The sequence below is a fragment of the Trichormus variabilis 0441 genome, assembly GCF_009856605.1.
Lineage (GTDB): Bacteria > Cyanobacteriota > Cyanobacteriia > Cyanobacteriales > Nostocaceae > Trichormus > Trichormus variabilis.
The window spans coordinates 1,743,973-1,765,371 of record NZ_CP047242.1 but is presented as its reverse complement, the minus strand read 5'-3'; the positions used below and the strand labels follow the sequence as shown (position 1 = coordinate 1,765,371).

Genomic DNA, 21,399 nt, shown 5'->3' with positions numbered 1-21,399 from the left:
GTAGGATACTGTTGGCGAATTATTGAGGGGTTAAGCCCCTCAAGAGTTTGGAACAGTGGAAAAAAGAGAATAAGTATATTGAGCGTAGCATCTACAAAGATTATGACCCTGCACCCGCGTGATATGTCGCAGATTCCTGAAACAACAGCGCAAGTAGCCCGGAATTCATTTCCCAAAGGGAACATATATATGAAGATGCGGGATGAAATAGGAGTGTTATATAAGGATGAGGATTTTGTCAAACTTTACCGCGCAGATTGTGGTCAAAGTGGAATATCAGCAGGACAACTGGCATTAGTGACAGTAATGCAATTTATCGAAGGTTTAACGGATAGACAAGCGGCGGATGCAGTGAGGGGTCATATTGATTGGAAATACGCACTATCGTTGGAATTAAATGACCCAGGGTTTGATTATTCAGTACTTTCAGAATTTCGTCAGCGATTAATCAAAGCAGGACGAGAGCGAGAGTTACTCAACCAAATGCTAGCTCGTTTCCAAGAACTAGGTTGGCTCAAAAATCGCGGCCGTGTCAGAACTGATTCAACTCACGTATTAGCCGCAGTACGACAGTTAAATCGTTTGGAATTAGTGGGAGAAACTTTACGTCATACCTTAAATGACTTGGCTTATTTTGCCCCTGATTGGCTCAAATCGAGAGTTGACGTTGATTGGTTTGAACGTTACTCCCTGAGATTTGAGCAATACCGCTTGCCCAAATCAAAAGCCGAACGTGAGAAATTGAGGCGAAAAATTGGTGAGGATGGTCATCATTTGCTATCCGCTTTGTATGCAGACTCAACTTGTAATTGGCTGTGGCAGATTCCATCAGTGGAAACATTACGTATAGTTTGGGTGCAACAATACTATATTCAATTGCAACAAGTCTATTGGCGAGAACAAGATAACTTACCACCAAATAGACTACAGATTGAATCTCCTTACGATGTTGATGCACGCAATTCCAGCAAGCGAGAAATCAACTGGACTGGTTATAATCTGCATCTGACAGAAATTTGTCACCCCATACTGCCAAACTTAATTATCAATGTGGAAACGTCCGTGGCCACAAGTGCGGATGTTGAGATGACACCAGTAATTCATTCTCGTTTAAACCAGAACAATCTTTTGCCACAAGAACATGTTGTCGATACTGGCTATGTCAATGCTCAAAACTTAGTCGATAGTCAATCCCATTTTCATGTTGATTTAGTAGGAAAAGTTCCCCCCGGAACTAGTTGGCAAGCAACAGCACAATCCGGCTTTGAGCAAAATTGCTTCACTATTCATTGGGATTTGATGCGTGTTGATTGCCCAATGGGTAAACAAAGTAAGTCCTGGCGTACAACTGTCGATAGCCATGACAATCCAGTAGTCAAAATACAATTTGACAAATCCGATTGTTCGCTTTGTTCAAGTCGCTCAAAATGCACTCGCTCCAAAAAACTACCGCGTCTTCTGACCCTCAAACCACAGGAACTACATCTTGCATTACATGATGCTCGCATTCGCCAAAAAACTGAATCTTTTCAACAAATTTATCACCAACGTGCTGGCGTTGAAGGCTTGATTTCCCAAGCTACTGGTCGCTACCAATTACGCCGTTGTCGCTACATTGGTCTTGCCAAAACTCTCTTGCAGCATGTCATTACTGCTGCTGCTATCAACTTCAGTCGGATGTGGGATTGGTGGCAACATGTCCCACGCAGTCAGACTCGCGTTTCTCACTTTGCTCGAATTGCTCCCACTGCCTCATAGTATTCCTGATTTTCTATTTTGTGATGATTGGTTTTGCCCTCTATCAATTCGCCAACAGTATCCTCGTCGGGGAGAGGCTTTAAAAACCGGATTTTTCGTTGATATGTTAGCTTTTTGCTCTCCTCTCCGTGTCGGAGCGAAAAGTCTGAGCGGAGGTTTCCTCCGATCAGAACTTTTCAAGAGAGAGGGGTTGGGGGAGAGGTCAAAAGTTAGCTGGTGTAGTAGCGCGGCAAGCTTAAAATATTGGGTTGTTCAGTGTGAAAAAACCAAAATTTCATGATAATTGATTACTTAACCCAACAAATTAGACTAGACGCGCTAGTAGGTTGGGTGGAGGAACGGAACCCAACATTCTCAAGACTCTGTTGGGTTACTAGCTGGTGTAGTTTGGGTGGAGGAACGGAACCCAACATTCTCAAGATTCTGTTGGGTTACGCTATCGCTACACCCAACCTACTAGCTGTCAACCGTCAACAGCCATATATTACTGAACGGGGTGGAGTAGTTGAAAAATTGTCTGCACTAACTCCTCTGGTTCCACGGGTTTGGAAATATGCTGGTGAAATCCGGCGGCTAAAGCTTGTTGTTGGTTGATTTCCCCTGCATAAGCGGTTAGGGCGATCGCTGGTATTGTACCTCCCTCATGGGGCAACCATTGTCTAATTTGCCGCATCAGAGAATAGCCGTCCATTTCTGGCATACCGATATCACATAACAGCAAATCGGGGATGAAGTGGCTGAAAATATTCAACGCTTCTACTGCTGAGGCGGCTGTTGTTACTTGTGCGCCAAATTGTATCAGGATAAATTCGGCTAATTCCCGCATATCTGCATCGTCGTCCACAACTAATATATGGGTGCCTGTGAGGTCTGTCACCTTTTTTAATTGCTCGTCATCAGCAGGTAACTCTTGCTCGACCAGATTTAATGGTAGGCGGACGGTGAATGTTGCGCCTAAATCTTGTCCTAGACTACTCACATGGACTGTTCCCCCATGCAGTTCGGTGAAATGGCGGACGATCGCCAGCCCTAATCCTAGCCCACCGAATTTTCGGGTTGTCGCCCCATCTTCTTGACGGAAATATTCAAACACATAAGGCAGAAACTCCCGTGCAATTCCTTTACCACTATCTTTAACTTGAATTTGGGCATAAAGATTCACCTGTGCCAATTGCACCTCAATTTGTCCACCAGAGGGTGTAAATTTGACAGCGTTGGAAAGGAGATTCCAGATGACCTGTTGCAAGCGGTTCTGATCGCCGACAACATTGCCAGCAATGGGTTTGAGTGTGGTCTGAATGTGAATGTTCTTAGCTTCTGCGGCCAGTTGTACAGTTTCCAAGGCGGCTGTAATGGTGGCGGCTAAATTAACCGGGGCAACATTCAAGGTCATTTTTCCTTGGAGGATGCGGGAAACGTCTAATAAATCCTCAATTAGTTGGGCTTGTAGCTTGGCGTTGCGTTCGATAGTTTCTAGGGCTTGGTCAACTTTTGTGGGGGATAGCTGCTTAGTTCTGAGGATTCTTGACCACCCCAGAATGGGATTGAGAGGCGATCGCAATTCATGGGACAGTACAGCAAGAAATTCGTCTTTGATGCGGTTGGCTGCTTCTGCCTTGGTGCGATCGCTTTGAGCTAACCGATACAAGTGGGCATTATCAATTGCTAAGGAAGCGCGGTAAGCCAGTTCTTCTGCTAGCTGCATACTGCTTTGGTCATATTTATGACCAGATTCGGCACAGATAAAGGAAATCACGCCGAGAGTCCGTGTTTGGGTTCTGAGTGGTACTGTCATTGCAGATTTAAACCCAACTTGCCGCAAAATTTCTAAGTGTTCTGGGTCACGGGCCGCTTGTACAAGTAATTCATCGGGAATATCGATTAATAAATCTGATTGACCAGTTCGCAATGTTAATGCAGCCCCTCTCGGATCATTCAAATTTAGAGGATATTTGCGTCGGATTTCCTCTGCCCATGCTAGTTTAGCTGGGTCAACATGAGCCACCGCAATCTCCTCAACAGAACCATTTTCTGCCACCATGTGGACTGTACACCAATCAGCTAACTCTGGCACTGCCAGTTGTGCCAAGCGTTCTAAGGTGGTTTGATAATCGAGGGAAGAAGCCAAAACTTTACTTGTTTCCGAAAGAAAGCGTAGACCACGCTCTAATCGTACTTGTTCTGTCACATCCAACACGTAAACTAAAACATCTTCCACTTGATGATTTGAGTTGGTTGTGGGCAGATAGTAGACATTATAGTAACCAGGTTGGCGATCGCTGCGTCCAGGTAAGTTGACAGCGAAGCTAGGTGAAATAAAAGGTTCACCTGTAGTGTAAATGTCATGAAAGACTTGGACTACTTGGGGATCTGATTCACCAAAAAGTTCGGTAATTGAACGTCCCAAGTGTTCTTGGCGGGTGAGTCCGTTAATTTGGGCTAAGGCTTGATTAATGGCAACAAATCGCTGCTGGCTATCTAACAGGGCAATTCCCACCGGCGAGGTTTCAAAAATTGTTGCTAGTTGCCGTTGTGCAGCTTGTGCCACCGTTAACGCTAATCGTAAGCGTTCTTCATTATCTAGTAGCGCCTGTTCGATTCGTTTGTAGTCTGTGACATCACGAGCAATATTTACTAGCGTTGTCGCAGAACCATCACTAGCAAATTCTGGGGCGAGATGGGATTGATACCAGCGAAGACCTGTTGGGGTGGGAAAACTAAATTCCACAACTTGTTTTTGACCTGTGTCAAAGGCTCGCTGTAGATTTTCATGCCAAAAAGTGCAGATTTCCTCTGGCATTCCTAATTCGGTATTAGTTTTACCAATAAATACCTCTGGTGGAATACCTGTAGCTGCTTCTACGGCAGGGCTGACATAAAGATGGCGAAATTCTCTATCAACGCGGCTAATAATATCGGGGGCATTTTCCGCCACCATCTTGAATTCTTGCTCACGCTGTTGCAGTTCTGATTCTAAGCGTTTACGTTCGGTGATATCCTGAAAAACGATCGCAGCTGCTACAATTTGCCCCTGACTATTTAAAATAGGCGCTGAGTTAACGCTGATGAAAATATGGCTGTTATCTTCCCAGCGTAACAGCATTTCCTCCTGAGAAATCACTTCACCAGTCAACAGCGATCGGGGCAGTGGGTACTCATAAGGAGTGTACGGCTGTCCATCACAGCGAAAGGCGGCAAAGGGAGTTACTGGTACGTATTCTTCCAGCTCTAATGAATCTTCAAAGTTGTACCTCAGAATCTGTTTGGCTTGTTCATTAGTAAGAACTAACTTACCTGAATCTGCATCAGCAATCATCACCCCAGCTGGCATTTGTCGCAAGACCGCTTCAAACCGAGTGCGTTCAGTTTCCAGTTCATGGAGCAAACGTTCTCTCTCTGCTTCAGCTTTTTTGCGTTCTGTGATATCGCGGAAATAAACCGCCACACCCTGAGCAAAGGGATAAGCATTAGCCTCTAAACAACATTGAACAGATTCCCCAAATTCTTCCCAAGACACAGCAACTTGTTCGGCTACAGCCCGGTGTAGTTCTTGGTAAGCCACACCACCTACAAGTTCTGGAAAAACTTCATCCCAAACGTGTTTACCAATGAGTTCTACTGGCGTTTTGTGCAGAATTTTCACCGCCGCCTGATTCACATAGGTGTAGTGCCAATTTTCATCAAAGGCGACAAAAGCATCGGTAATGCTTTCCAGAATCGTTGTGACTTGGCACTCAGTTTCTGGAGATGTGACGAGTTGGAGTTGCTGATGGTTATTGATGTCTTGATTAAAGACTGTAGCTAATATTGGTTGCTGTTCGGCATTTCCAGCATTTACGCTAATTACCTCATCCGTGAGATTCTGCTCACTTCCCAAGTGACGAGCAAAATGTTCAATCAATTCCGAACGAGAAATTCCCTGCTTGTGTGCTTCCTCATCAAGCGATCGCCATGCTGTACTGGTAAGAGACACACTATATCTGTGTTTCGGTTCCGAATCCCAATTGCTAACAAACTTACCTGTGGTGTCCCGTTTCATGAAGATTCACCCGTATACATACACGGCTTCTTCTATTCAACCTGAGTTACTCGCTAATCAGGATCTTCCTTAAGACTGAGGTTTTGGCTACCATAAAGTTGCAAATATATGATCCACTTTGATATTTCTGAAAAACTGATTCTACAGAATACAATTTTTAAGAAACACTGGAAAGTGTAGGGTAAAAATAAGCCGATTCTTTCTATACTTTGCGAATACATAGCTACGCGAGTCATAGACTGGCATTTTGCACCTAATGAGAAAATCTCACCTCTAGAAATTTTGTCGCTCATACCCTCTTTTCTGATTCCTGCATACGTCAATAAGTTTATGAATTAAAGTGTATTTCTATAGATCCCTTTTTTGTATTTCCATCTAGAAATATGACTTTTGTCATAATTAAATCCATGACTTTTGTCGGAAGTATTTTTATGAACTAACAGGTTTAATGACTTCAGTAAGCAAGTAACTGAGGTAAAAGCTATCCATAACTAAACGCGCCGTATCATTGCTGTTCGGCAATACCCACCCTAAACATATAGCTGTGCCAGATATATTAGGACATCAAGCGAAGATAAAACCCTGACAATCAAATGCTTCCAAGTCAGTCAACAGTCAACAGACGCACTTGGATTCTTCTGCACAATCACAAACTACGCCAATAAAAATCAAACTGGATTCTTATATAGAATTAGAATCTATGTTTTTACCTAAATTGGCTAATATAGCTACTCATCCTCTGGTTATAAATAATTAGATTTGTTAACTTTCCATACTTTTGCAAATTTTGTTAGTTATAACCCTTACTGTTTAACATCTTCTATTTTCAACGAGGATAATAAATGAGTTATTACAACTTCAACGAGCATTTCTGGTCATCAAAAACAGTTTGTCTGCAAAAACCAAGTCAAGTAAATGCTTCTGAGAGTAAAGCAAGGACAAGTCCCTATATAATATTTATTGCTAGTATATTTATAACGTTAATATTTGCAGCTTTTTTCACGGGAAATCATAGAAATCAATCAGGCGATATTATGAATATTAATCATAGTAATTGCTTAATGTTGACAAGAAACCAACAAATGCAACTTTACTGTGCTAATCCACAAAGATAAGCATCTATAGGATTTATGGCGCTGCATAAATGCGGGATGATTTCTATCACGCAGAGAGGATAAAGAGTTTCAAATTTCAGCATATCCAATTTCATCCCTTGATTCAGCAACGCCGGATTTATATTTATTCGTAGGTAATATTCCTGCTGGCGGCGCATCCAATGACCAGGAATATCATGAACCAGAACAGAACTTGCTGACAAGCATCATAACTAGTTGGTAATTGGTAATTGGCTTTCGCAGTGAGCGTCAGCCAAGCGGTAGGTGAAAACCCATTACCCATTACTGACAAAAGCAACTATATCGACTTATGAGGAATATTGTTGTAAAATTGCCGTCAAAGAATTATGTTTACGCCAATCTAACAACTCAACTAAAGACTCTTTGCTGTCATCAAACGGACTTCTCTGTTCTGCTGGTAAAACTGTCAACAGAGGTTTTTTGGTAGCCTGCATGGCATTCACGGGCTGCAATGTTGGTCTGGGGACAAACATTGGCTGAGTTTTGAGAATTGGCTGTTGCTGTTTTTGGGTACGGGATGATGCCGATAGAGCTTGATGAGAAATAGCCTCTCGCTTCTGAATTTTAGGACGCTGTGTTGGCTGGTTGAGTAAACGGAAAATAATTAAGCAACCACTAGCGCAACTGAGAGCGATCGCTGCTACCATCCACAAAGGCAGAGGATTGCCATTCTCTGCGTCAGCAATGATTGGCTGCTCAATCACAGCCACTGGTTCTGCTTCTAAATGTTCCACATCACCCACATGGACTAGGCTATACAAGGCCATGCCAGCACTTCCCATCAGTGTTGTGAAGATCCCAGCCAATAAAAGTAAGGGATGACGTGTCAGCAAATAGATAAAAATTTTGTAGCTACTAATTGCTACGGACTTACTACTTTTTAGCACTGCTGTATGTCTTGTTTCCTGAGTTAGCTCATGCTTTATGCTCTGATTGTTTTCCATGATCACTTTCAGATTGTTTCCCCTCTAGTTCACGATTGTACTAAAAGGTAGAGCTATCAGGTATCCGTAGCCGATTTAGCTATTTTAGTAGTCTTTTTGTGCCATTTAGGCTACAAAATTTATTTTTCTGTTGACGGTTGACTAATGACCAATGACTAATGACTAGGATTGTGTCTTTCTATCGCCAGTTGGACTAACTTATCCACCAATTCTGGAAAGGGGATGCCACTATAGGCCCAGAGTTGGGGGTACATACTGGTAGCGGTGAAACCTGGTAGGGTGTTGATCTCATTAATCAACACCTCTCCTGTAGCTTCCACGTAGAAAAAGTCTACTCTGGCTAACCCAGCAGCGTCAACAGCTGCGAAGGCTTGTAAAGCCATGTCTTGAATTTGACGGCTGATTTCGTCGGGAATCACGGCGGGAATCAGTAAATCTGCTTTACCAGCCGTATATTTAGTTTCGTAATCATAAAAGTCACTATTAAAGGTAATTTCGCCCACGGTGGAAGCTTGGGGTTGGTCGTTACCTAAAACTGCACATTCTACTTCCCTTGCTACAACTCCCGCCTCTACAATAATTCGGCGGTCATAGTTAGCGGCATTATCTAAAGCATCTTCTAATTCTTGGCGCGATCGCACTTTAGAAATCCCAACAGAAGAACCAAGGTTAGCTGGTTTGACAAAACAGGGATAACCTAAGCTCGCCTCAATTTCATCGCATAATTTGGGAAATACGCAGGGATTTGACCAAATTTGCGCTCTGGTGACAGCCTTATATTTCACCTGGGGTAGTCCAGCTTGCTCAAAAGCCATCTTCATCGCTATCTTATCCATTCCCAGTGCTGAACCCAAAACGCCGGAACCGACAAAAGGAGTTTGCATGAGAGTAAGCAAACCTTGAATTGTGCCATCTTCACCATTAGGCCCGTGGAGAATGGGAAACCACACATCTACTTCCGCAACTTGAGAAGGTGATTGCCAACGTTCGAGAGTTTGTTGTTGGGAGTTTACGAGATTATTGTCTGCTGGTGAGGAGTTTGACGATTCCAATAGAGGCGCACCTGATTTGAGTACCTGTTGTGGGGCTTCTCCTGCTAGCCAACGCCCATCCTTGTGGATATAAAACGGCAATATTTCGTACTTACTAGCATTTTCTCCTGCACTTAGGGCTGAAGCGATCGCCCGTGCGGAACTTATAGAAACTTCATGTTCTCCAGAACGACCGCCAAATAACAATCCTACCCGCAACTTACTCATCTTCCATACCTTTACACTCCCGACGCTGATAGCGTATCACAACCTGTTCAAGTTGCTGTAATTTTGTCAGTTGTTAGTGGTTAGTAGTCAGTGGCAAAAAATGTTTTAGGATCGTTCACAACAAAGCTTTTAAACTAAGGAACGACGCTGATGACTGATGACTGATGACTGTTGACTGTTGAATACTAGTACACCTCGGCGTAAATAAGCAGACCATTCTAAACTCACGAAACGCTTACGCTGTATTCATTTTGAATTTTGTTGGCGAAGCCTACTCTTCGAGAACGCTACGCGAACCCGTAGGGTATTTTGAATTTTGAATTCCGCCTTGCGGTACTAGTACCTTTTTAATTCTCAGTTTGTTAATATGCCTGAATGTCACAAAAGCAACATCCCGAAAACACAAAACTTGGATGGTCTCTAGAAGAGCGAGATCCAGAGTTTATTACATCTATTATGCCCCTCTTGGGCTTTTTCTATCATTATTATTTTCGCGTACAAACCAGTGGCTGGCATCACATCCCACCACAGGGAAAAGTCTTAATTGTTGGTTCCCACAATGGTGGACTAGCGGCTCCTGATATGTTGATGATGATGTATGACTGGTTTCGCCGATTTGGAGTAGAGCGACCAAGCTATGGTTTGATGCACCCCAGCGTTTGGCAAGTTACCCCAGCATTAGCGCAGCTAGTAGCGAAAACCGGAGCCATCATTGCTCATCCCAAAATGGCTTATACTGCTTTGCGTTCTGGAGCTAGTTTACTAGTGTATCCAGGGGGAGCAGAAGATGTTTTCCGACCCCATTCTTTACGTAACAAAATCTATTTTGCAGGACGACAAGGTTTTATCAAGCTAGCCTTACGGGAAAATGTGCCAATTATTCCAGCAATTTCCTGTGGCGCTCACGATACATTGATTGTGCTGGCTGATATATATAACCTTGTCAGACAGTTGCACGATAGGGGAATGCCCTGGTTGTTTGGTGTTGATCCGGTGGTATTTCCCATTTATCTCGGTTGGCCTTGGGGATTATCTATTGGCCCACTACCTAATATTCCTTTTCCTGTATCCATACACACGCGGGTTTGCCCACCGATTATATTTGAACGTTATGGAAGAGAAGCCGCAAGCGATCGCCATTATGTCGATGAATGCTACAACTTGGTTGTGAGTAAGATGCAGCAGGAGTTAGACGAGCTAGTGTTATTCAGCCAAAAGCAATAAAGTCGGGATTAGCCTTTGAGTAATTGCATCAGGTCAAACTCTTGGCGAATTTCTAGGAGCGATCGCTCTAACAATGGTTCAAAAATAAATCGAACTCTTTTAAGCAGTGTTAAATTATTTTAATTAAGTTTGTAGTAAGGAGCTTAGTCCTTCATCCAGAACCCCAGTCCTGACTACAAATTTTTAATTATTTACGCCGTTCTACTTAGCTTATAACCAAGGTTTTGATTCAAATAGATTTCTGTGTGCGAGAACCATAACTTCTATTGGCCCCAATCCATTCTTTTTTAATTTTACTTTTTCTTTAACTAGCACTAGCTCATGTTCGCCTTCAGACTCTTCATAGTAGCTCCGCAGTGCTTTTCGAGCAATACTCCGCGAATGACCATACATATTCGATAAATTTAGGTCACTTACATAACCAACCTGAGCTAATTCTTTATTTATACGATTAATCCAACGGCTAGATACCCTACTTTCCAAGCTTAGTTCTTTGACTTTGTATTCTATCACCTCCTCCCATTCACGCTTTATTATTGACTTTTCTAAATTGAAACTTAAGTATAAAATCACACAAAATATAATTATAGCAATTCCTAGATATTGGAACGATATTAATTGAGGTATAATAATACATAAAAATCCTACAAGAATGATAATAGGAATAAGAAGAAAAGGATATTTAAAAAAGAGAAACATATCAAATACTATAAAACCTAGAAAGGTATATCTTTCTGTTTCAAGCACATATTTTTGTCGAAGTTGATGCCAGTATTCTTGCAAAAATCCCAAATATGTTATTGCTGTAATTGCAAAAATAGTAATCTGGGCTGTCACACCAAGAGGATAATCAATAAAAGGAATTGATGGGGGAGTTTTGCTATTAATTAGGGCTATCAAAGTAATACTATCTAATGTGAAGCCTAAAGAAGTAGCTACTAAAGAAAAATTTTCTTTTAACCATTTACTAAAAGAAAAATACATACTGAGTGTTAGTTTTTTTGCAATTTTAACAGCATAATAATTATAATTGATTATTAGAATAATTAGGGTCTGGGGAGTACGGGCTTAGTTACTTGTACCAACCCTAAGCCGACATTAGAATTATTTTATTTACTTATCCTAATTTCTATTTTAGATTGAAATTACAAAACAGCCCACGAAAGAGGGCTGTTTTTATATGGGCTGAAAAGTTCAACCTTTAGGGTACTTATTGTTGATTATCAAAAAAATGTGACTAAATCATGACTTCTTTTTCCTTCGCCAAGAACTTCTCAAGTTCTGTCAGCGCATCAGCATCAACCTTAGTTTGCATAGGACAGAACTTAGGCCCACACATCGAACAGAACTCGGCAGTTTTGTAAATATCTGCTGGTAAGGTTTCATCGTGGTATTCCTTCGCTCTTTCTGGGTCTAGTGATAATTCAAACTGACGGTTCCAGTCAAAGTTATAACGGGCTTTGGAGAGTTCATCGTCTCTGTCTCTTGCACCTGGGCGATGTCTAGCAATGTCGGCTGCATGGGCGGCTATCTTATAAGCAATCAAGCCATTGCGGACATCTTCAGCGTTGGGTAACCCCAAGTGTTCTTTTGGTGTAACGTAGCACAGCATAGCTGTACCATACCAACCAGCCATCGCCGCGCCAATGGCGGAAGTGATGTGATCATAACCAGGGGCGATGTCTGTTACCAATGGCCCTAACACATAGAATGGTGCTTCAGAACACTCTTCCATCTGCTTTTTGACGTTGAACTCAATTTGATCCATTGGGACGTGTCCAGGGCCTTCTACCATCACCTGTACATCGTGTTCCCAAGCTTTGCGGGTGAGTTGTCCCAGGGTTTTGAGTTCCGCTAGTTGGGCATCATCAGACGCATCGTGAGTACAGCCAGGGCGGAGGGAATCGCCTAAACTGAAGGAAACATCATATCTCTTGAAAATTTCAATGATGTCGCGGAAGTGGGTGTAAAGTGGGTTTTGTTTGTGGTGATGTAGCATCCACCGCGCCAAAATACCACCACCACGGGAAACAATACCGGTGATGCGGCTTCTGACTAGGGGTAAATGTTCTATCAAAATTCCGGCATGGATGGTTTGATAGTCCACCCCTTGCTGGGCGTGTTTTTCGATGATGTGCAGAAAATCTTCTGGGGTCAGATTTTCAATTGTGCCGTGGACGCTTTCCAAGGCTTGATAGACTGGTACTGTACCAATGGGTACGGGGGAGGCGTTAATGATGGCAGTACGAATTTCATCTAAGTTCCCGCCGCCTGTGGACAAGTCCATGACGGTATCAGCGCCATATTTCACCGCCAAGTTCAGCTTATCAACTTCTTCTTGCAGATTGGAAGAGTTGGGGGAGGCACCGATATTAGCATTTACTTTACATTTAGAGGCGATGCCAATTGCCATTGGCTCTAAATTAGTGTGATTAATATTAGCTGGGATAATCATTCTTCCCCGCGCTACTTCCTCACGAATGAGGTCAGCCGGCAGATTTTCCCGTTGGGCGACATACTGCATTTCTTCGGTAATGACACCCTGACGTGCATAGTGCATTTGAGTTACATTACCTTGCCCACGTCGTTTAGCAACCCATTCTGTCCGCATATGAAATTCCCTCAATAAACAGCTTCCCTTCGCTGGTATTACCCAGTCTCAGGTGTTAAGGGTGTAATCTCAGCCTGTTAGTGCAAGCACCCCTAGCATGGATGTAGTGTATCACCTTGTTTATGACTGGGGGCAATGGGGTTAACAATTCCTGAGAATGTGAAGTGTTTAGGGTTGGTGGGTGGCAATTTTGGCATTACACTTTGCATAGAAGGGAACACCAAAAAATAAATTATCCAAAATTGATGGTTTGGTGGGGTGCGTCAGTATGAATATTTCTGATTATAGTTAAGTTCTATCACGCTGACGCACCCTACTATTGTGCCAGTTGCCTAAGTCCTGATTTTTTTGAGAAAAACTAATTTCCCAATGACTTATAGCTTTGGGAAACCAAATTTATATTCATGCTCAAAGCGATCGCCTTCTTTCTACAATTGATCAGGATAAATTGACCAATGACCAATGACTAATGACGATCGCTATATTATTTTTCATAAACCCTATGGTGTCCTGAGCCAGTTTACTCAGGAATCACCCAAGCATATAACTCTTAAAGATTATATTGATGTACCTAATGTTTATCCTGTGGGGAGATTGGATTGGGATAGTGAAGGGTTACTATTATTAACCAATAATGGTAGGTTGCAGCATCGGCTTTCTGATCCGCGTTTTGGTCATGAGCGGACTTACTGGGTACAGGTAGAACGGATTCCCGATGAGGAGGCTATCAACAGGCTACAAGCAGGGGTGGAGATTCAAGATTATCGGACACGGCCGGCAAAAGTGAGGTTATTACCAGAATATCCCCCTGTAGGCGATCGCCAACCGCCGATTAGATTTCGCAAAAATGTTCCTACAGCTTGGTTAGAAATGACTTTGACTGAAGGTAAAAATCGTCAAGTCCGGCGCATGACTGCGGCTGTGGGGTTTCCGACTTTGCGGTTATTGCGGGTAAGTATAGGTCATTTACGCTTGGATGGTCTGGCTTTAGGTGAGTGGCGTGATCTCACTTCCTTGGAACTTAAGTTGCTGCATGACTCGTCTCGGAGTCGAGGGATAAGCAAATTCTCTCGTTAAACTTTGTAAACAGTTGCAGGAATAAGCTAGTAATCATTTGAAGTTCAACAAAAGGCACAAGACTCTTTATTTGACAAAAAAAGAATTTAAAATTTGTTGTTTCCCATTCACTTCAGTCCTTGAGCGTCAGTTTAAACCTTATGAGCCTGAATCAGCGATCACCTACGGTGGGCGGAACACCATCGCTCTGGCATCAAACTCACACACCACAAACTATTTTGCCCAAAACTCCTGTGTACTTGGAACTGGCGACGGAATCAGCTTCTCATCAAGAGTTCGACACAGCAGAAAAACTCCGCCGCGCTCAAGAAGAATTGCGATGGCATCGCATGATGTACGACAATATACCAACTATATATTTCAGTTTGGATGCGACTGGGTTAATTTTATCTGTCAATGATTTCGGAGCGGATTGTCTAGGATACACACCAGAACAATTGTTACAACAGCCCATTGTTCAATTATTTGCTCAATCAGACCAACAAAGACTGTCTAATGCTTTCATAAGTCTTTGCAAAACTGCGCCTGATGATGCTGTTAGTTATGGCAATTTTCTGTTAAATAACCCTGTTAATGGTATAAAGGCAGTCAGGATTACACTGCGGTTAATACTGGATGAAGAAAAATCTTCTATTAAAAAATCGACGATTCTGATGCTCTGTGAAGCCATCACTTCTCTAGAACCAGCCGAAGCAAGTTCAGAAGATGCGGATAATTTAGTTAAAAACTTACCAGAGTTGCCATCAAATCAAGGCCAGCGAAAGGAACTAGAAAGCCTTAGCCATTTGCAAGAAGAATTTTTCAGCACAGTTTCCCACGAACTGCGAACACCGCTAACTAATATGAAAATGGCGATTCAAATGCTGGGTATTACGCTGCATCGGGAGCATAATTTGTTCTCGGCAACAAAAAAACCAACAAATGAAGGCTCAAAAGCGGCTTGTTATTTTAATATTTTAGAAAATGAGTGCGATCGCCAAATAAATCTTATTAATAACTTCCTAGAATTACAGCGCCTCGATACCAACGCTAAACCTTGGGTACTAGAGACGATTCACATACAGCAATGGCTATGGCGCATAGTGGAGGAGTTTAAAACCCGCAATTTCGATATCTGTAGACAAAAATTACACATCAGCGTCAGCCCTTCTCTGGCAACATTAACCTCCAATCCATGCAGCTTGGAACGCATTTTGATAGAATTGCTGACCAATGCGTGTAAATTTAGCCCCCCAGAGGGAGAAATTACAGTTACAGCCCAAATAAAATCTCAAAATATTGTTTTGCAAGTAATTAATTCTGATGTAGAAATCCCTCAATCCGAATTACCCCATATTTTTGATAAATTTTATCGTATTCCCAGCAATGACCCTGGAAAGCAGGGAGGCACAGGACTAGGGTTGGCACTAGTACAAAAACTCATCAAACAATTAGGAGGAACAATCGAAGTAGAAAGCGGGTCAAACCGTACCTGTTTTAGTATCCAACTGGTGCTTCAACAACCCAAAATAGTTGAGTGAAAGAAGTAGGGGGCAAGAAGCAGGTGGGCAGAGGGAGCAGGGAAAAATATCTTAATCAAGGCTCAGCAACGACTAACGCCCCGTTACAACCCGCAGCACTGATGACTCAGAACTCCTGACTCTCCAAAATAAACTTGCAGATATCTGCAATCTTTGGCTAATATGCGTCACAATTAATACTGCCACCAAGATTCACTGATGAAACCACAATTTATTATGTCTACTATAGGCAAGGGCGGCCAGTTGTGGCACTTTGGATATTAGTGGCTAGAAGCACCTCGGAACGGGAATTAAGGAACTTCCACTATGCTGATTTGCCCTCAGTGTGAATTTGAAAACCCTAATGCTAACAAGTTTTGTCAAAAATGTGGTGCTTCTTTGTCCCACAAGGTTTGTCCTCAATGCAGCACTGAAGTACCAGTGAATGCTGAGAATTGTCATAACTGTGGTGCAGAAACCGGCACAGTATGGCGGGCGATTATCGAGACTGGTGATTGGGCTGCCGCCGTAAGTGTCAGCACTTTACTGAGCGCCAACCCTGTTGATGTAGCGTCCCCCAAGGAAGACCAAACAGAATTAGGGTTTGAGGAAGACGGAGAAGAGAAGATCATGCTGTCTCCAGCATTATTCTCTGTTGGCTCATATTTGGACAAAGAACAACGCTATCAGATTTTGCAAGTACTATCAGCCGCACATGATGAGGTTAGCGTTAGGGTTTTGGACTGTCAACCATACCAAGTGTCACCAATTGAAGCAATATTAGCTAATCAGCAACAGGGATTGGTGACTCCAGCAGTGGAAGCCAATGGTATTCCCAGTTTGGCTAGGGCTTATATGGTTTTACAATCCCAAAATCACACGGAAATTCCCCGGATTCATGATGCTTGGGAGGACGGCGATAACCAGATATTACTTATTGAAGACCGCACTCACTACCAGCCTTTACTTGATTTATGGCAAAAGGAAACCACTAGTTCGCTAGAAATTTTACACTGGTTTTATCAAATGACCCAACTTTGGGTATTACTAGAACCCTTAAAGTGTCACTACAGTTTGTGGGATTTGGCGAATTTGTGCTTAGATGAAGACCAGACAATTAGCTTACGGAAACTGTACGTAAAACCACCTAAGAGCGAGTTAGCGATTGACTACTTGCCACTGGACTTTAATCCGGTAACAGCACAAGAAGAGGATGTAACATTGCCTATCTTTGTGCAGCCCTCAAGTATTAAAGCCTTGGGAGAAGTTTGGCAGGCGCTATTTAGAGAGTCTCAACGCACTCAATTTGGTTCCATCATACAGATTTTAGGAGATTTGCAGCAGGGTAGGATTTACTCGATCGCTCAATTGCGATCGCGTTTACAAGAAGTCGCCACGGAACTAGAAGCAACTACACCCCCAATATTTGAGCCAATGGAAGCAGAACAAACGAATGCGCCCACAGTCTTACAAGCAGATGATACAGAAGATCCCTCTGGCAAGGGTGATGATATGCCCACGGTAGTGCTGTCCGTGCAGTTAAGCAGTTTAGAAGATGCTGGCCGCACTGATGTTGGTCGTCAACGCCATCACAATGAGGACTACTTTGGGATTGAAACTAAAACAGAAAAATTAGAACTGCCGAGAAACCGCATTTTACAAGCTCGTGGCTTGTATATTCTTTGTGATGGTATGGGCGGACACGCTGGCGGTGAGGTGGCTAGCGAGTTAGCCGTAATCACCTTACGCCAATACTTTCAGCAACACTGGACTAATAACCAATTACCAACAGAAGAAATAATTCGTGAGTCAGTTTATCTGGCTAATGAAGCAATTTACGAAAAAAACCAACAAGAAGCCCGTTCTGGGGTAGGACGTATGGGTACTACCTTGGTCATGCTATTAGTTCAAGGTAGTCAAGCAGCTGTTGCCCATGTGGGTGATAGCCGCCTATACCGTGTGACTCGTAAGCGGGGATTGGAACAAGTGACTGTAGATCATGAAGTTGGTCAAAGAGAAATTGACCGGGGAGTAGAAGCAAGCATCGCTTATGCCCGTCCAGATGCTTACCAACTCACCCAAGCTTTAGGCCCCCGTGACGAAACCGCCATTAATCCCGATGTAGAGTTCTTTGATATTAATGAAGATAGCCTACTCGTTCTCGCTTCCGATGGCTTATCTGATAACGATTTACTAGAAACTAATTGGCAAACTCACCTACTGCCGTTATTGAGTTCTAGCACTAATTTAGAGCAGGGAGTAACAGAATTAATCGATTTGGCCAACCAATACAATGGTCATGACAACATTACTGCTATACTTGTCCGGGCAAAAGTGCGCCCAAATCTGGGGGAAGGGACGGGGGATTAAACACTAAAGGTTATGAAGAAGCATAGAGGGGGACAAAGTACAGTGGAGAAAACATTTACCCAATCCCCAATCCCAATCCCCATTACCCAATCCCCAATCCCCATTACCCATCTCTTACACAGGTCGTATTGTGGTTACTTTGACACTGCTAGAACCGCAACAAAAAACACCACTCAAGCAATGGTGCTTTGAAAACTCCTCCGTGATTCGCATCGGTCGCGCGGCGGATAATCATGTGATTTTGTCTGACAATTTGGTTTCTCGCCATCATCTGGAAATTCGGCAAGTTAGTTCAGGTGGTGGTGGTTCCTGGCAGGTTCTTAGTAAGGGGACAAATGGAACTTTCTTAAATGGCGTTTTGGTAATTCAAGATGCACTACCCAATAATGCCCTCCTGCAACTTGCCCAAGGAGGGCCGATATTGCAATTCCAAGTTCAGGGGATAATACCACCGGAATGGCAATCAATTTCTGGCAGCGATAGCCCTTTGTCTGGGGTGGGTAGTTCGGCAGAAAAAATTTCCCCAGAATTGTCTAACAATCCTGGCAGTTTAACTTGCACCCACGAAGGTAATTCTCCCCAGAACCTATTTTGTATCCACTGCGGACAACCACTTTCGGTAATCCAAACCATTCGCCATTACCAAGTGTTACGAACTTTGGGACAGGGAGGAATGGGGACTACCTATTTAGCTTGGGATGCGGCTGGGGTAATTGTTGGACATCCAAAACTGTTGGTGTTGAAGCAAATGAATGCCGATATGGCGAGGATTGCTAAAGCCCAAGAACTATTTGAGAGGGAAGCCTATACTCTCAAATCCCTAAACCATTCGGGTATCCCCAAGTATTATGATTTTTTTGTGGAAGGTGGCAAAAAATACTTGGCGATGGAATTAGTGCATGGGCAAGATTTGGAAAAACGCATCTATGCCACTGGCCCAGTTATACCTAGCCAAGCGATCGCCTGGATGATCCAAACTTGCGATATTCTAGATTATCTCCATAGCCAAGAACAGCCACTCATCCACCGCGATATTAAACCGGCAAACCTGATGGTAAAGACGGCGAATAATCAAATAGCGGTGCTAGATTTTGGCGCAGTTAAGGAAATTGGTACTACTCCAGGCACACGCATCGGTGCAGAGGGTTACTGCGCCCCAGAACAAGAAAGGGGACAACCTTTAACCCAATCTGATTTATATGCAATCGGCCCCACAATCATCTTTCTCCTCACAGGGGAAAATCCTTTCAAGTTTTATCGCCAAAAAGGACGGGGTTTCCGCTTTGATGTGAGCAAAATTCCCACTGTCACCCCTAAATTAAGGGATGTAATTGAGCGTACCACTGAACCTTTGCCACGCGATCGCTTTCAGTCTGCCAAGGAATTAGCTGCGGCTTTGGCTGCTTGTAAGTGAGGGGATTGGGGATTGGGGATTGGGGATTGGGGATTGGGGATTGGGGATTGGGGATTGGGGATTGGGGATTGGGGATTGGGCATTTAGTGATAATCCTTCGTAAAATTGATTGAAGGACTTTTGATTGGGATGATATGGGGGATAGGGGTTTTGAGTCTTTAGACTTCTATCAAGATAGTCTTAGGTTACTGAAAGCTGCTTATAGACTTGCAGATAGCTTGCCAGATCATGAGCGTTACAATTTGAGCGATCAGTTACGTAGAGCAGCATCTAGTATCTTGCTAAACATAGCGGAAGGCTACGGGCGCTATCACTATCTAGATAGATTGCGCTTTATGTATATTGCTCGTGGCTCATTAGCCGAGACTAAAAGCGCCTTCGTTATTGCTGAGAGCTTGGGTTATTGCAACACAGACCAACTAAACTGGGTAACTCAACTAAAAGACCAAATCGAAAAAAGTCTTAACGGTTACTGTCGCTTCATCCGTTCCCAGCAACAAGGCAAAGAAGAATTCGGAACTAGGTTCAGGGATTGAACATTAAGTATTGGGCATTAAGGATAGAGTATAAAAACTGAGGAGCAGGTAGAAATCACTAACTAAACATCAAGTAGAAATTTTCCCAGTCCCCAGTCCCCAGTCCCCAATCCCCAGTCCCTAATCTTCATCCCAAGATTCAACCGCGAGTAAATCGCCAATTGGATCTTGCATTGTAAATCCGAAATCTAGTAGCTCCTGTTTCCAGTGCTGCCAGTCATTACCATAGAGCAGCGCAATCTTCCAAATGCTATCAGTCGGCTTGATAATATTCGATTCAACGAGTGATTGCACGTTACGCTGCAATTTCACCATTGGGTGAAGTACTTGCTGAGTCATAACTCTCGATTCAGTTAAAAATTTTGTTGGGTAAATACTTAATCAAAACTGCTTTCCATTTTGCAATTGTCACCAATCCGTAGAGTGTTGTAATTGGCAAAGCTAGTCTTAACTCTCTTACTATACCATAACAAAATCTATTAAGTTGTGCCATGATTCGGTTTTGTACGGTAATTACACCACCGTACTGAGATTTCATCCAGCAAACATTAGGTGAACGCCAGGCGAAAACATTAGCCTTCTTAAAGATTGCTATAAACACTAAAAAAAGGTCAAACTGCGTTTTCTGTACCCATTAGAATCTGTGCAGTTATCAGAAAGCCCATGTAGCGCGATTGCTAATGGAAGTTGTTTCAAGCACAATGCCAGAAATTTTCAGGTGTTAGGTGGCGATCGCTATACAGGATAACGCAAGCATCGAGCCTAAAATCAGAACATCGGAAAACCTGATAAAATTTAATATCTATCTATAAATTAAGCAGATATTTTAGATATATTTGTCCTTACGTAAGACAATGGCAATATATGATACTTAAACAACCGCATTTCGTTTGGCTCAATACTTAAGTATTATCATTTTTTCTTTATGTGCATGAGCTAAAAGGTAGTAAATCGTTTTCGATTGAGAATGCTAATAGGCGATTAACATATCTTTACTTTAAGCCGAATACAAGCATAAAAATTTTTTAGTTGAGATGTTAGTTTCCGTGAGGTAATGGGTAATCTCTTATTTAGGAGATTACTGTAACTAAGTATTTACCACAGTCCGGATGCAAACATGGCTAAGTCAGGCGAAGACTATCTTGAGATCCGAAAAAGGCAGATTGAACGTAAAAAAAGAATTTTTACGATAGTTTCAATTATTTCCTTTGTTGGTTCTACCGCATTTGCAGTTGTTCCATCTATTCAACGGGCTATACAGAATCCACCGCCAGTAACTCCAACTACATCTGCTGAGTCTTCGTTACAAGAGCAAGCCAAAGGTTACGAATTAGTTTTACAGCGTGAACCGAATAATCAAACAGCGTTAGAGAAGCTGTCTTTAGTACGCGTACAGTTAAAAGATTTTAAAGGTGCAAGAGCAGTTTTGGAAAAGCTAGTAAAACTGCATCCTGATAGACAAGATTATCAGGTGATTTTGGAAGATATGAAGAAAAAAGAAAAAGAACCTAAATAAATTATATAAAGAAAAT

Annotated in this window: 17 protein-coding genes and 1 riboswitch; of the genes, 8 read left to right on the top strand and 9 right to left on the bottom strand. The window is 42.7% G+C overall.

Features of this window, described 5'->3' with window-relative positions:
- Positions 1 to 102 precede the first annotated feature (102 nt).
- Complete coding sequence (locus GSQ19_RS06990; RefSeq protein WP_041455935.1) at positions 103 to 1,758, top strand: IS5-like element ISAva5 family transposase; 1,656 nt, start codon at positions 103 to 105, stop codon at positions 1,756 to 1,758.
- A gap of 484 nt (positions 1,759 to 2,242) precedes the next feature.
- On the opposite strand, the gene GSQ19_RS06985 is transcribed toward GSQ19_RS06990, so the two are convergent.
- The 4 genes from GSQ19_RS06985 to GSQ19_RS06970 all read right to left on the bottom strand — a co-directional run bounded on the left by GSQ19_RS06985 (position 2,243) and on the right by GSQ19_RS06970 (position 9,136).
- A complete protein-coding gene (locus GSQ19_RS06985) occupies positions 2,243 to 5,797 on the bottom strand; it encodes a PAS domain-containing protein (RefSeq protein WP_011317246.1) in 3,555 nt (1,184 codons plus the stop codon).
- A 1,090-nt stretch (positions 5,798 to 6,887) separates the two neighbouring features.
- The gene (locus tag GSQ19_RS06980; RefSeq protein WP_153228505.1) at positions 6,888 to 7,115 is read right to left on the bottom strand and encodes a hypothetical protein; all 228 of its coding nucleotides are present in this window, start codon (positions 7,113 to 7,115) and stop codon (positions 6,888 to 6,890) included.
- 105 nt (positions 7,116 to 7,220) lie between these two features.
- Positions 7,221 to 7,877 carry a hypothetical protein gene (locus tag GSQ19_RS06975; RefSeq protein WP_011317245.1) on the bottom strand — a complete coding sequence of 219 codons (657 nt, stop codon included), beginning with the start codon at positions 7,875 to 7,877 and terminating at the stop codon, positions 7,221 to 7,223.
- A 155-nt stretch (positions 7,878 to 8,032) separates the two neighbouring features.
- Positions 8,033 to 9,136, bottom strand: coding sequence for a D-alanine--D-alanine ligase family protein (locus tag GSQ19_RS06970; protein WP_011317244.1), 1,104 nt, complete (start codon positions 9,134 to 9,136; stop codon positions 8,033 to 8,035).
- A gap of 375 nt (positions 9,137 to 9,511) precedes the next feature.
- On the opposite strand from GSQ19_RS06970, the gene GSQ19_RS06965 reads away from it, so the two are divergent.
- The gene (locus GSQ19_RS06965) at positions 9,512 to 10,360 is read left to right on the top strand and encodes a lysophospholipid acyltransferase family protein (protein ID WP_011317243.1); all 849 of its coding nucleotides are present in this window, start codon (positions 9,512 to 9,514) and stop codon (positions 10,358 to 10,360) included.
- Between the two features lie 210 nt (positions 10,361 to 10,570).
- Here the strand turns inward: GSQ19_RS06965 and GSQ19_RS06960 are convergent, their stop codons facing one another.
- Positions 10,571 to 11,344 (bottom strand): hypothetical protein, encoded by a 774-nt coding sequence (locus GSQ19_RS06960; protein WP_011317242.1) that lies wholly within the window; start codon positions 11,342 to 11,344, stop codon positions 10,571 to 10,573.
- A gap of 253 nt (positions 11,345 to 11,597) precedes the next feature.
- Positions 11,598 to 12,971, bottom strand: coding sequence for a phosphomethylpyrimidine synthase (gene thiC, locus GSQ19_RS06955; RefSeq protein ID WP_011317241.1), 1,374 nt, complete (start codon positions 12,969 to 12,971; stop codon positions 11,598 to 11,600).
- Between the two features lie 7 nt (positions 12,972 to 12,978).
- Positions 12,979 to 13,075: riboswitch (TPP riboswitch) on the bottom strand.
- Positions 13,076 to 13,433: 358 nt separating this feature from the next.
- On the opposite strand from thiC, the gene GSQ19_RS06950 reads away from it, so the two are divergent.
- The 4 genes from GSQ19_RS06950 (at position 13,434) to GSQ19_RS06935 (ending at position 19,331) form a co-directional block, all read left to right on the top strand.
- Positions 13,434 to 14,048, top strand: coding sequence for an rRNA large subunit pseudouridine synthase E (locus GSQ19_RS06950; protein ID WP_011317240.1), 615 nt, complete (start codon positions 13,434 to 13,436; stop codon positions 14,046 to 14,048).
- A gap of 140 nt (positions 14,049 to 14,188) precedes the next feature.
- A complete protein-coding gene (locus GSQ19_RS06945; RefSeq protein ID WP_011317239.1) occupies positions 14,189 to 15,568 on the top strand; it encodes an ATP-binding protein in 1,380 nt (459 codons plus the stop codon).
- A 306-nt stretch (positions 15,569 to 15,874) separates the two neighbouring features.
- A complete protein-coding gene (locus tag GSQ19_RS06940; RefSeq protein ID WP_011317238.1) occupies positions 15,875 to 17,917 on the top strand; it encodes a serine/threonine phosphatase in 2,043 nt (680 codons plus the stop codon).
- 130 nt (positions 17,918 to 18,047) lie between these two features.
- On the top strand, positions 18,048 to 19,331 hold the full coding sequence (locus GSQ19_RS06935) for a protein kinase domain-containing protein (protein ID WP_011317237.1): 1,284 nt from the start codon (positions 18,048 to 18,050) through the stop codon (positions 19,329 to 19,331).
- On the opposite strand, the gene GSQ19_RS30240 is transcribed toward GSQ19_RS06935, so the two are convergent.
- Positions 19,286 to 19,414, bottom strand: a complete 129-nt coding sequence (locus tag GSQ19_RS30240; RefSeq protein WP_268744641.1) for a hypothetical protein — start codon at positions 19,412 to 19,414, stop codon at positions 19,286 to 19,288. The genes GSQ19_RS06935 and GSQ19_RS30240 overlap by 46 nt on opposite strands.
- Before the next feature lie 51 nt (positions 19,415 to 19,465).
- Between GSQ19_RS30240 and GSQ19_RS06930 the strand changes: the two genes are divergently transcribed.
- On the top strand, positions 19,466 to 19,867 hold the full coding sequence (locus GSQ19_RS06930; RefSeq protein ID WP_011317236.1) for a four helix bundle protein: 402 nt from the start codon (positions 19,466 to 19,468) through the stop codon (positions 19,865 to 19,867).
- A 120-nt stretch (positions 19,868 to 19,987) separates the two neighbouring features.
- On the opposite strand, the gene GSQ19_RS06925 is transcribed toward GSQ19_RS06930, so the two are convergent.
- On the bottom strand, positions 19,988 to 20,206 hold the full coding sequence (locus GSQ19_RS06925) for a DUF4327 family protein (protein WP_010994726.1): 219 nt from the start codon (positions 20,204 to 20,206) through the stop codon (positions 19,988 to 19,990).
- A gap of 10 nt (positions 20,207 to 20,216) precedes the next feature.
- Entirely contained in the window at positions 20,217 to 20,468 is a 252-nt protein-coding gene (locus GSQ19_RS06920; RefSeq protein ID WP_011317235.1) for a hypothetical protein, read from the bottom strand.
- 516 nt (positions 20,469 to 20,984) lie between these two features.
- Here GSQ19_RS06920 and GSQ19_RS06915 point away from each other — a divergent pair.
- A complete protein-coding gene (locus GSQ19_RS06915; RefSeq protein WP_011317234.1) occupies positions 20,985 to 21,383 on the top strand; it encodes a tetratricopeptide repeat protein in 399 nt (132 codons plus the stop codon).
- The last annotated feature ends 16 nt before the right edge of the window (positions 21,384 to 21,399 follow it).

Excerpts from the sequence above, each read along its gene's own strand:
- GSQ19_RS06990 (WP_041455935.1), top strand. The coding sequence starts at position 103 with ATGACCCTGCACCCGCGTGATATGTCGCAGATTCCTGAAACAACAGCG.
- GSQ19_RS06985 (WP_011317246.1), bottom strand. The coding sequence starts at position 5,797 with ATGAAACGGGACACCACAGGTAAGTTTGTTAGCAATTGGGATTCGGAA.
- GSQ19_RS06975 (WP_011317245.1), bottom strand. The coding sequence starts at position 7,877 with ATGGAAAACAATCAGAGCATAAAGCATGAGCTAACTCAGGAAACAAGA.
- GSQ19_RS06970 (WP_011317244.1), bottom strand. The coding sequence starts at position 9,136 with ATGAGTAAGTTGCGGGTAGGATTGTTATTTGGCGGTCGTTCTGGAGAA.
- GSQ19_RS06965 (WP_011317243.1), top strand. The coding sequence starts at position 9,512 with ATGTCACAAAAGCAACATCCCGAAAACACAAAACTTGGATGGTCTCTA.
- GSQ19_RS06960 (WP_011317242.1), bottom strand. The coding sequence starts at position 11,344 with ATGTATTTTTCTTTTAGTAAATGGTTAAAAGAAAATTTTTCTTTAGTA.
- thiC (WP_011317241.1), bottom strand. The coding sequence starts at position 12,971 with ATGCGGACAGAATGGGTTGCTAAACGACGTGGGCAAGGTAATGTAACT.
- GSQ19_RS06950 (WP_011317240.1), top strand. The coding sequence starts at position 13,434 with ATGACTAATGACGATCGCTATATTATTTTTCATAAACCCTATGGTGTC.
- GSQ19_RS06945 (WP_011317239.1), top strand. The coding sequence starts at position 14,189 with ATGAGCCTGAATCAGCGATCACCTACGGTGGGCGGAACACCATCGCTC.
- GSQ19_RS06940 (WP_011317238.1), top strand. The coding sequence starts at position 15,875 with ATGCTGATTTGCCCTCAGTGTGAATTTGAAAACCCTAATGCTAACAAG.
- GSQ19_RS30240 (WP_268744641.1), bottom strand. The coding sequence starts at position 19,414 with ATGCCCAATCCCCAATCCCCAATCCCCAATCCCCAATCCCCAATCCCC.
- GSQ19_RS06930 (WP_011317236.1), top strand. The coding sequence starts at position 19,466 with ATGGGGGATAGGGGTTTTGAGTCTTTAGACTTCTATCAAGATAGTCTT.
- GSQ19_RS06925 (WP_010994726.1), bottom strand. The coding sequence starts at position 20,206 with ATGACTCAGCAAGTACTTCACCCAATGGTGAAATTGCAGCGTAACGTG.
- GSQ19_RS06915 (WP_011317234.1), top strand. The coding sequence starts at position 20,985 with ATGGCTAAGTCAGGCGAAGACTATCTTGAGATCCGAAAAAGGCAGATT.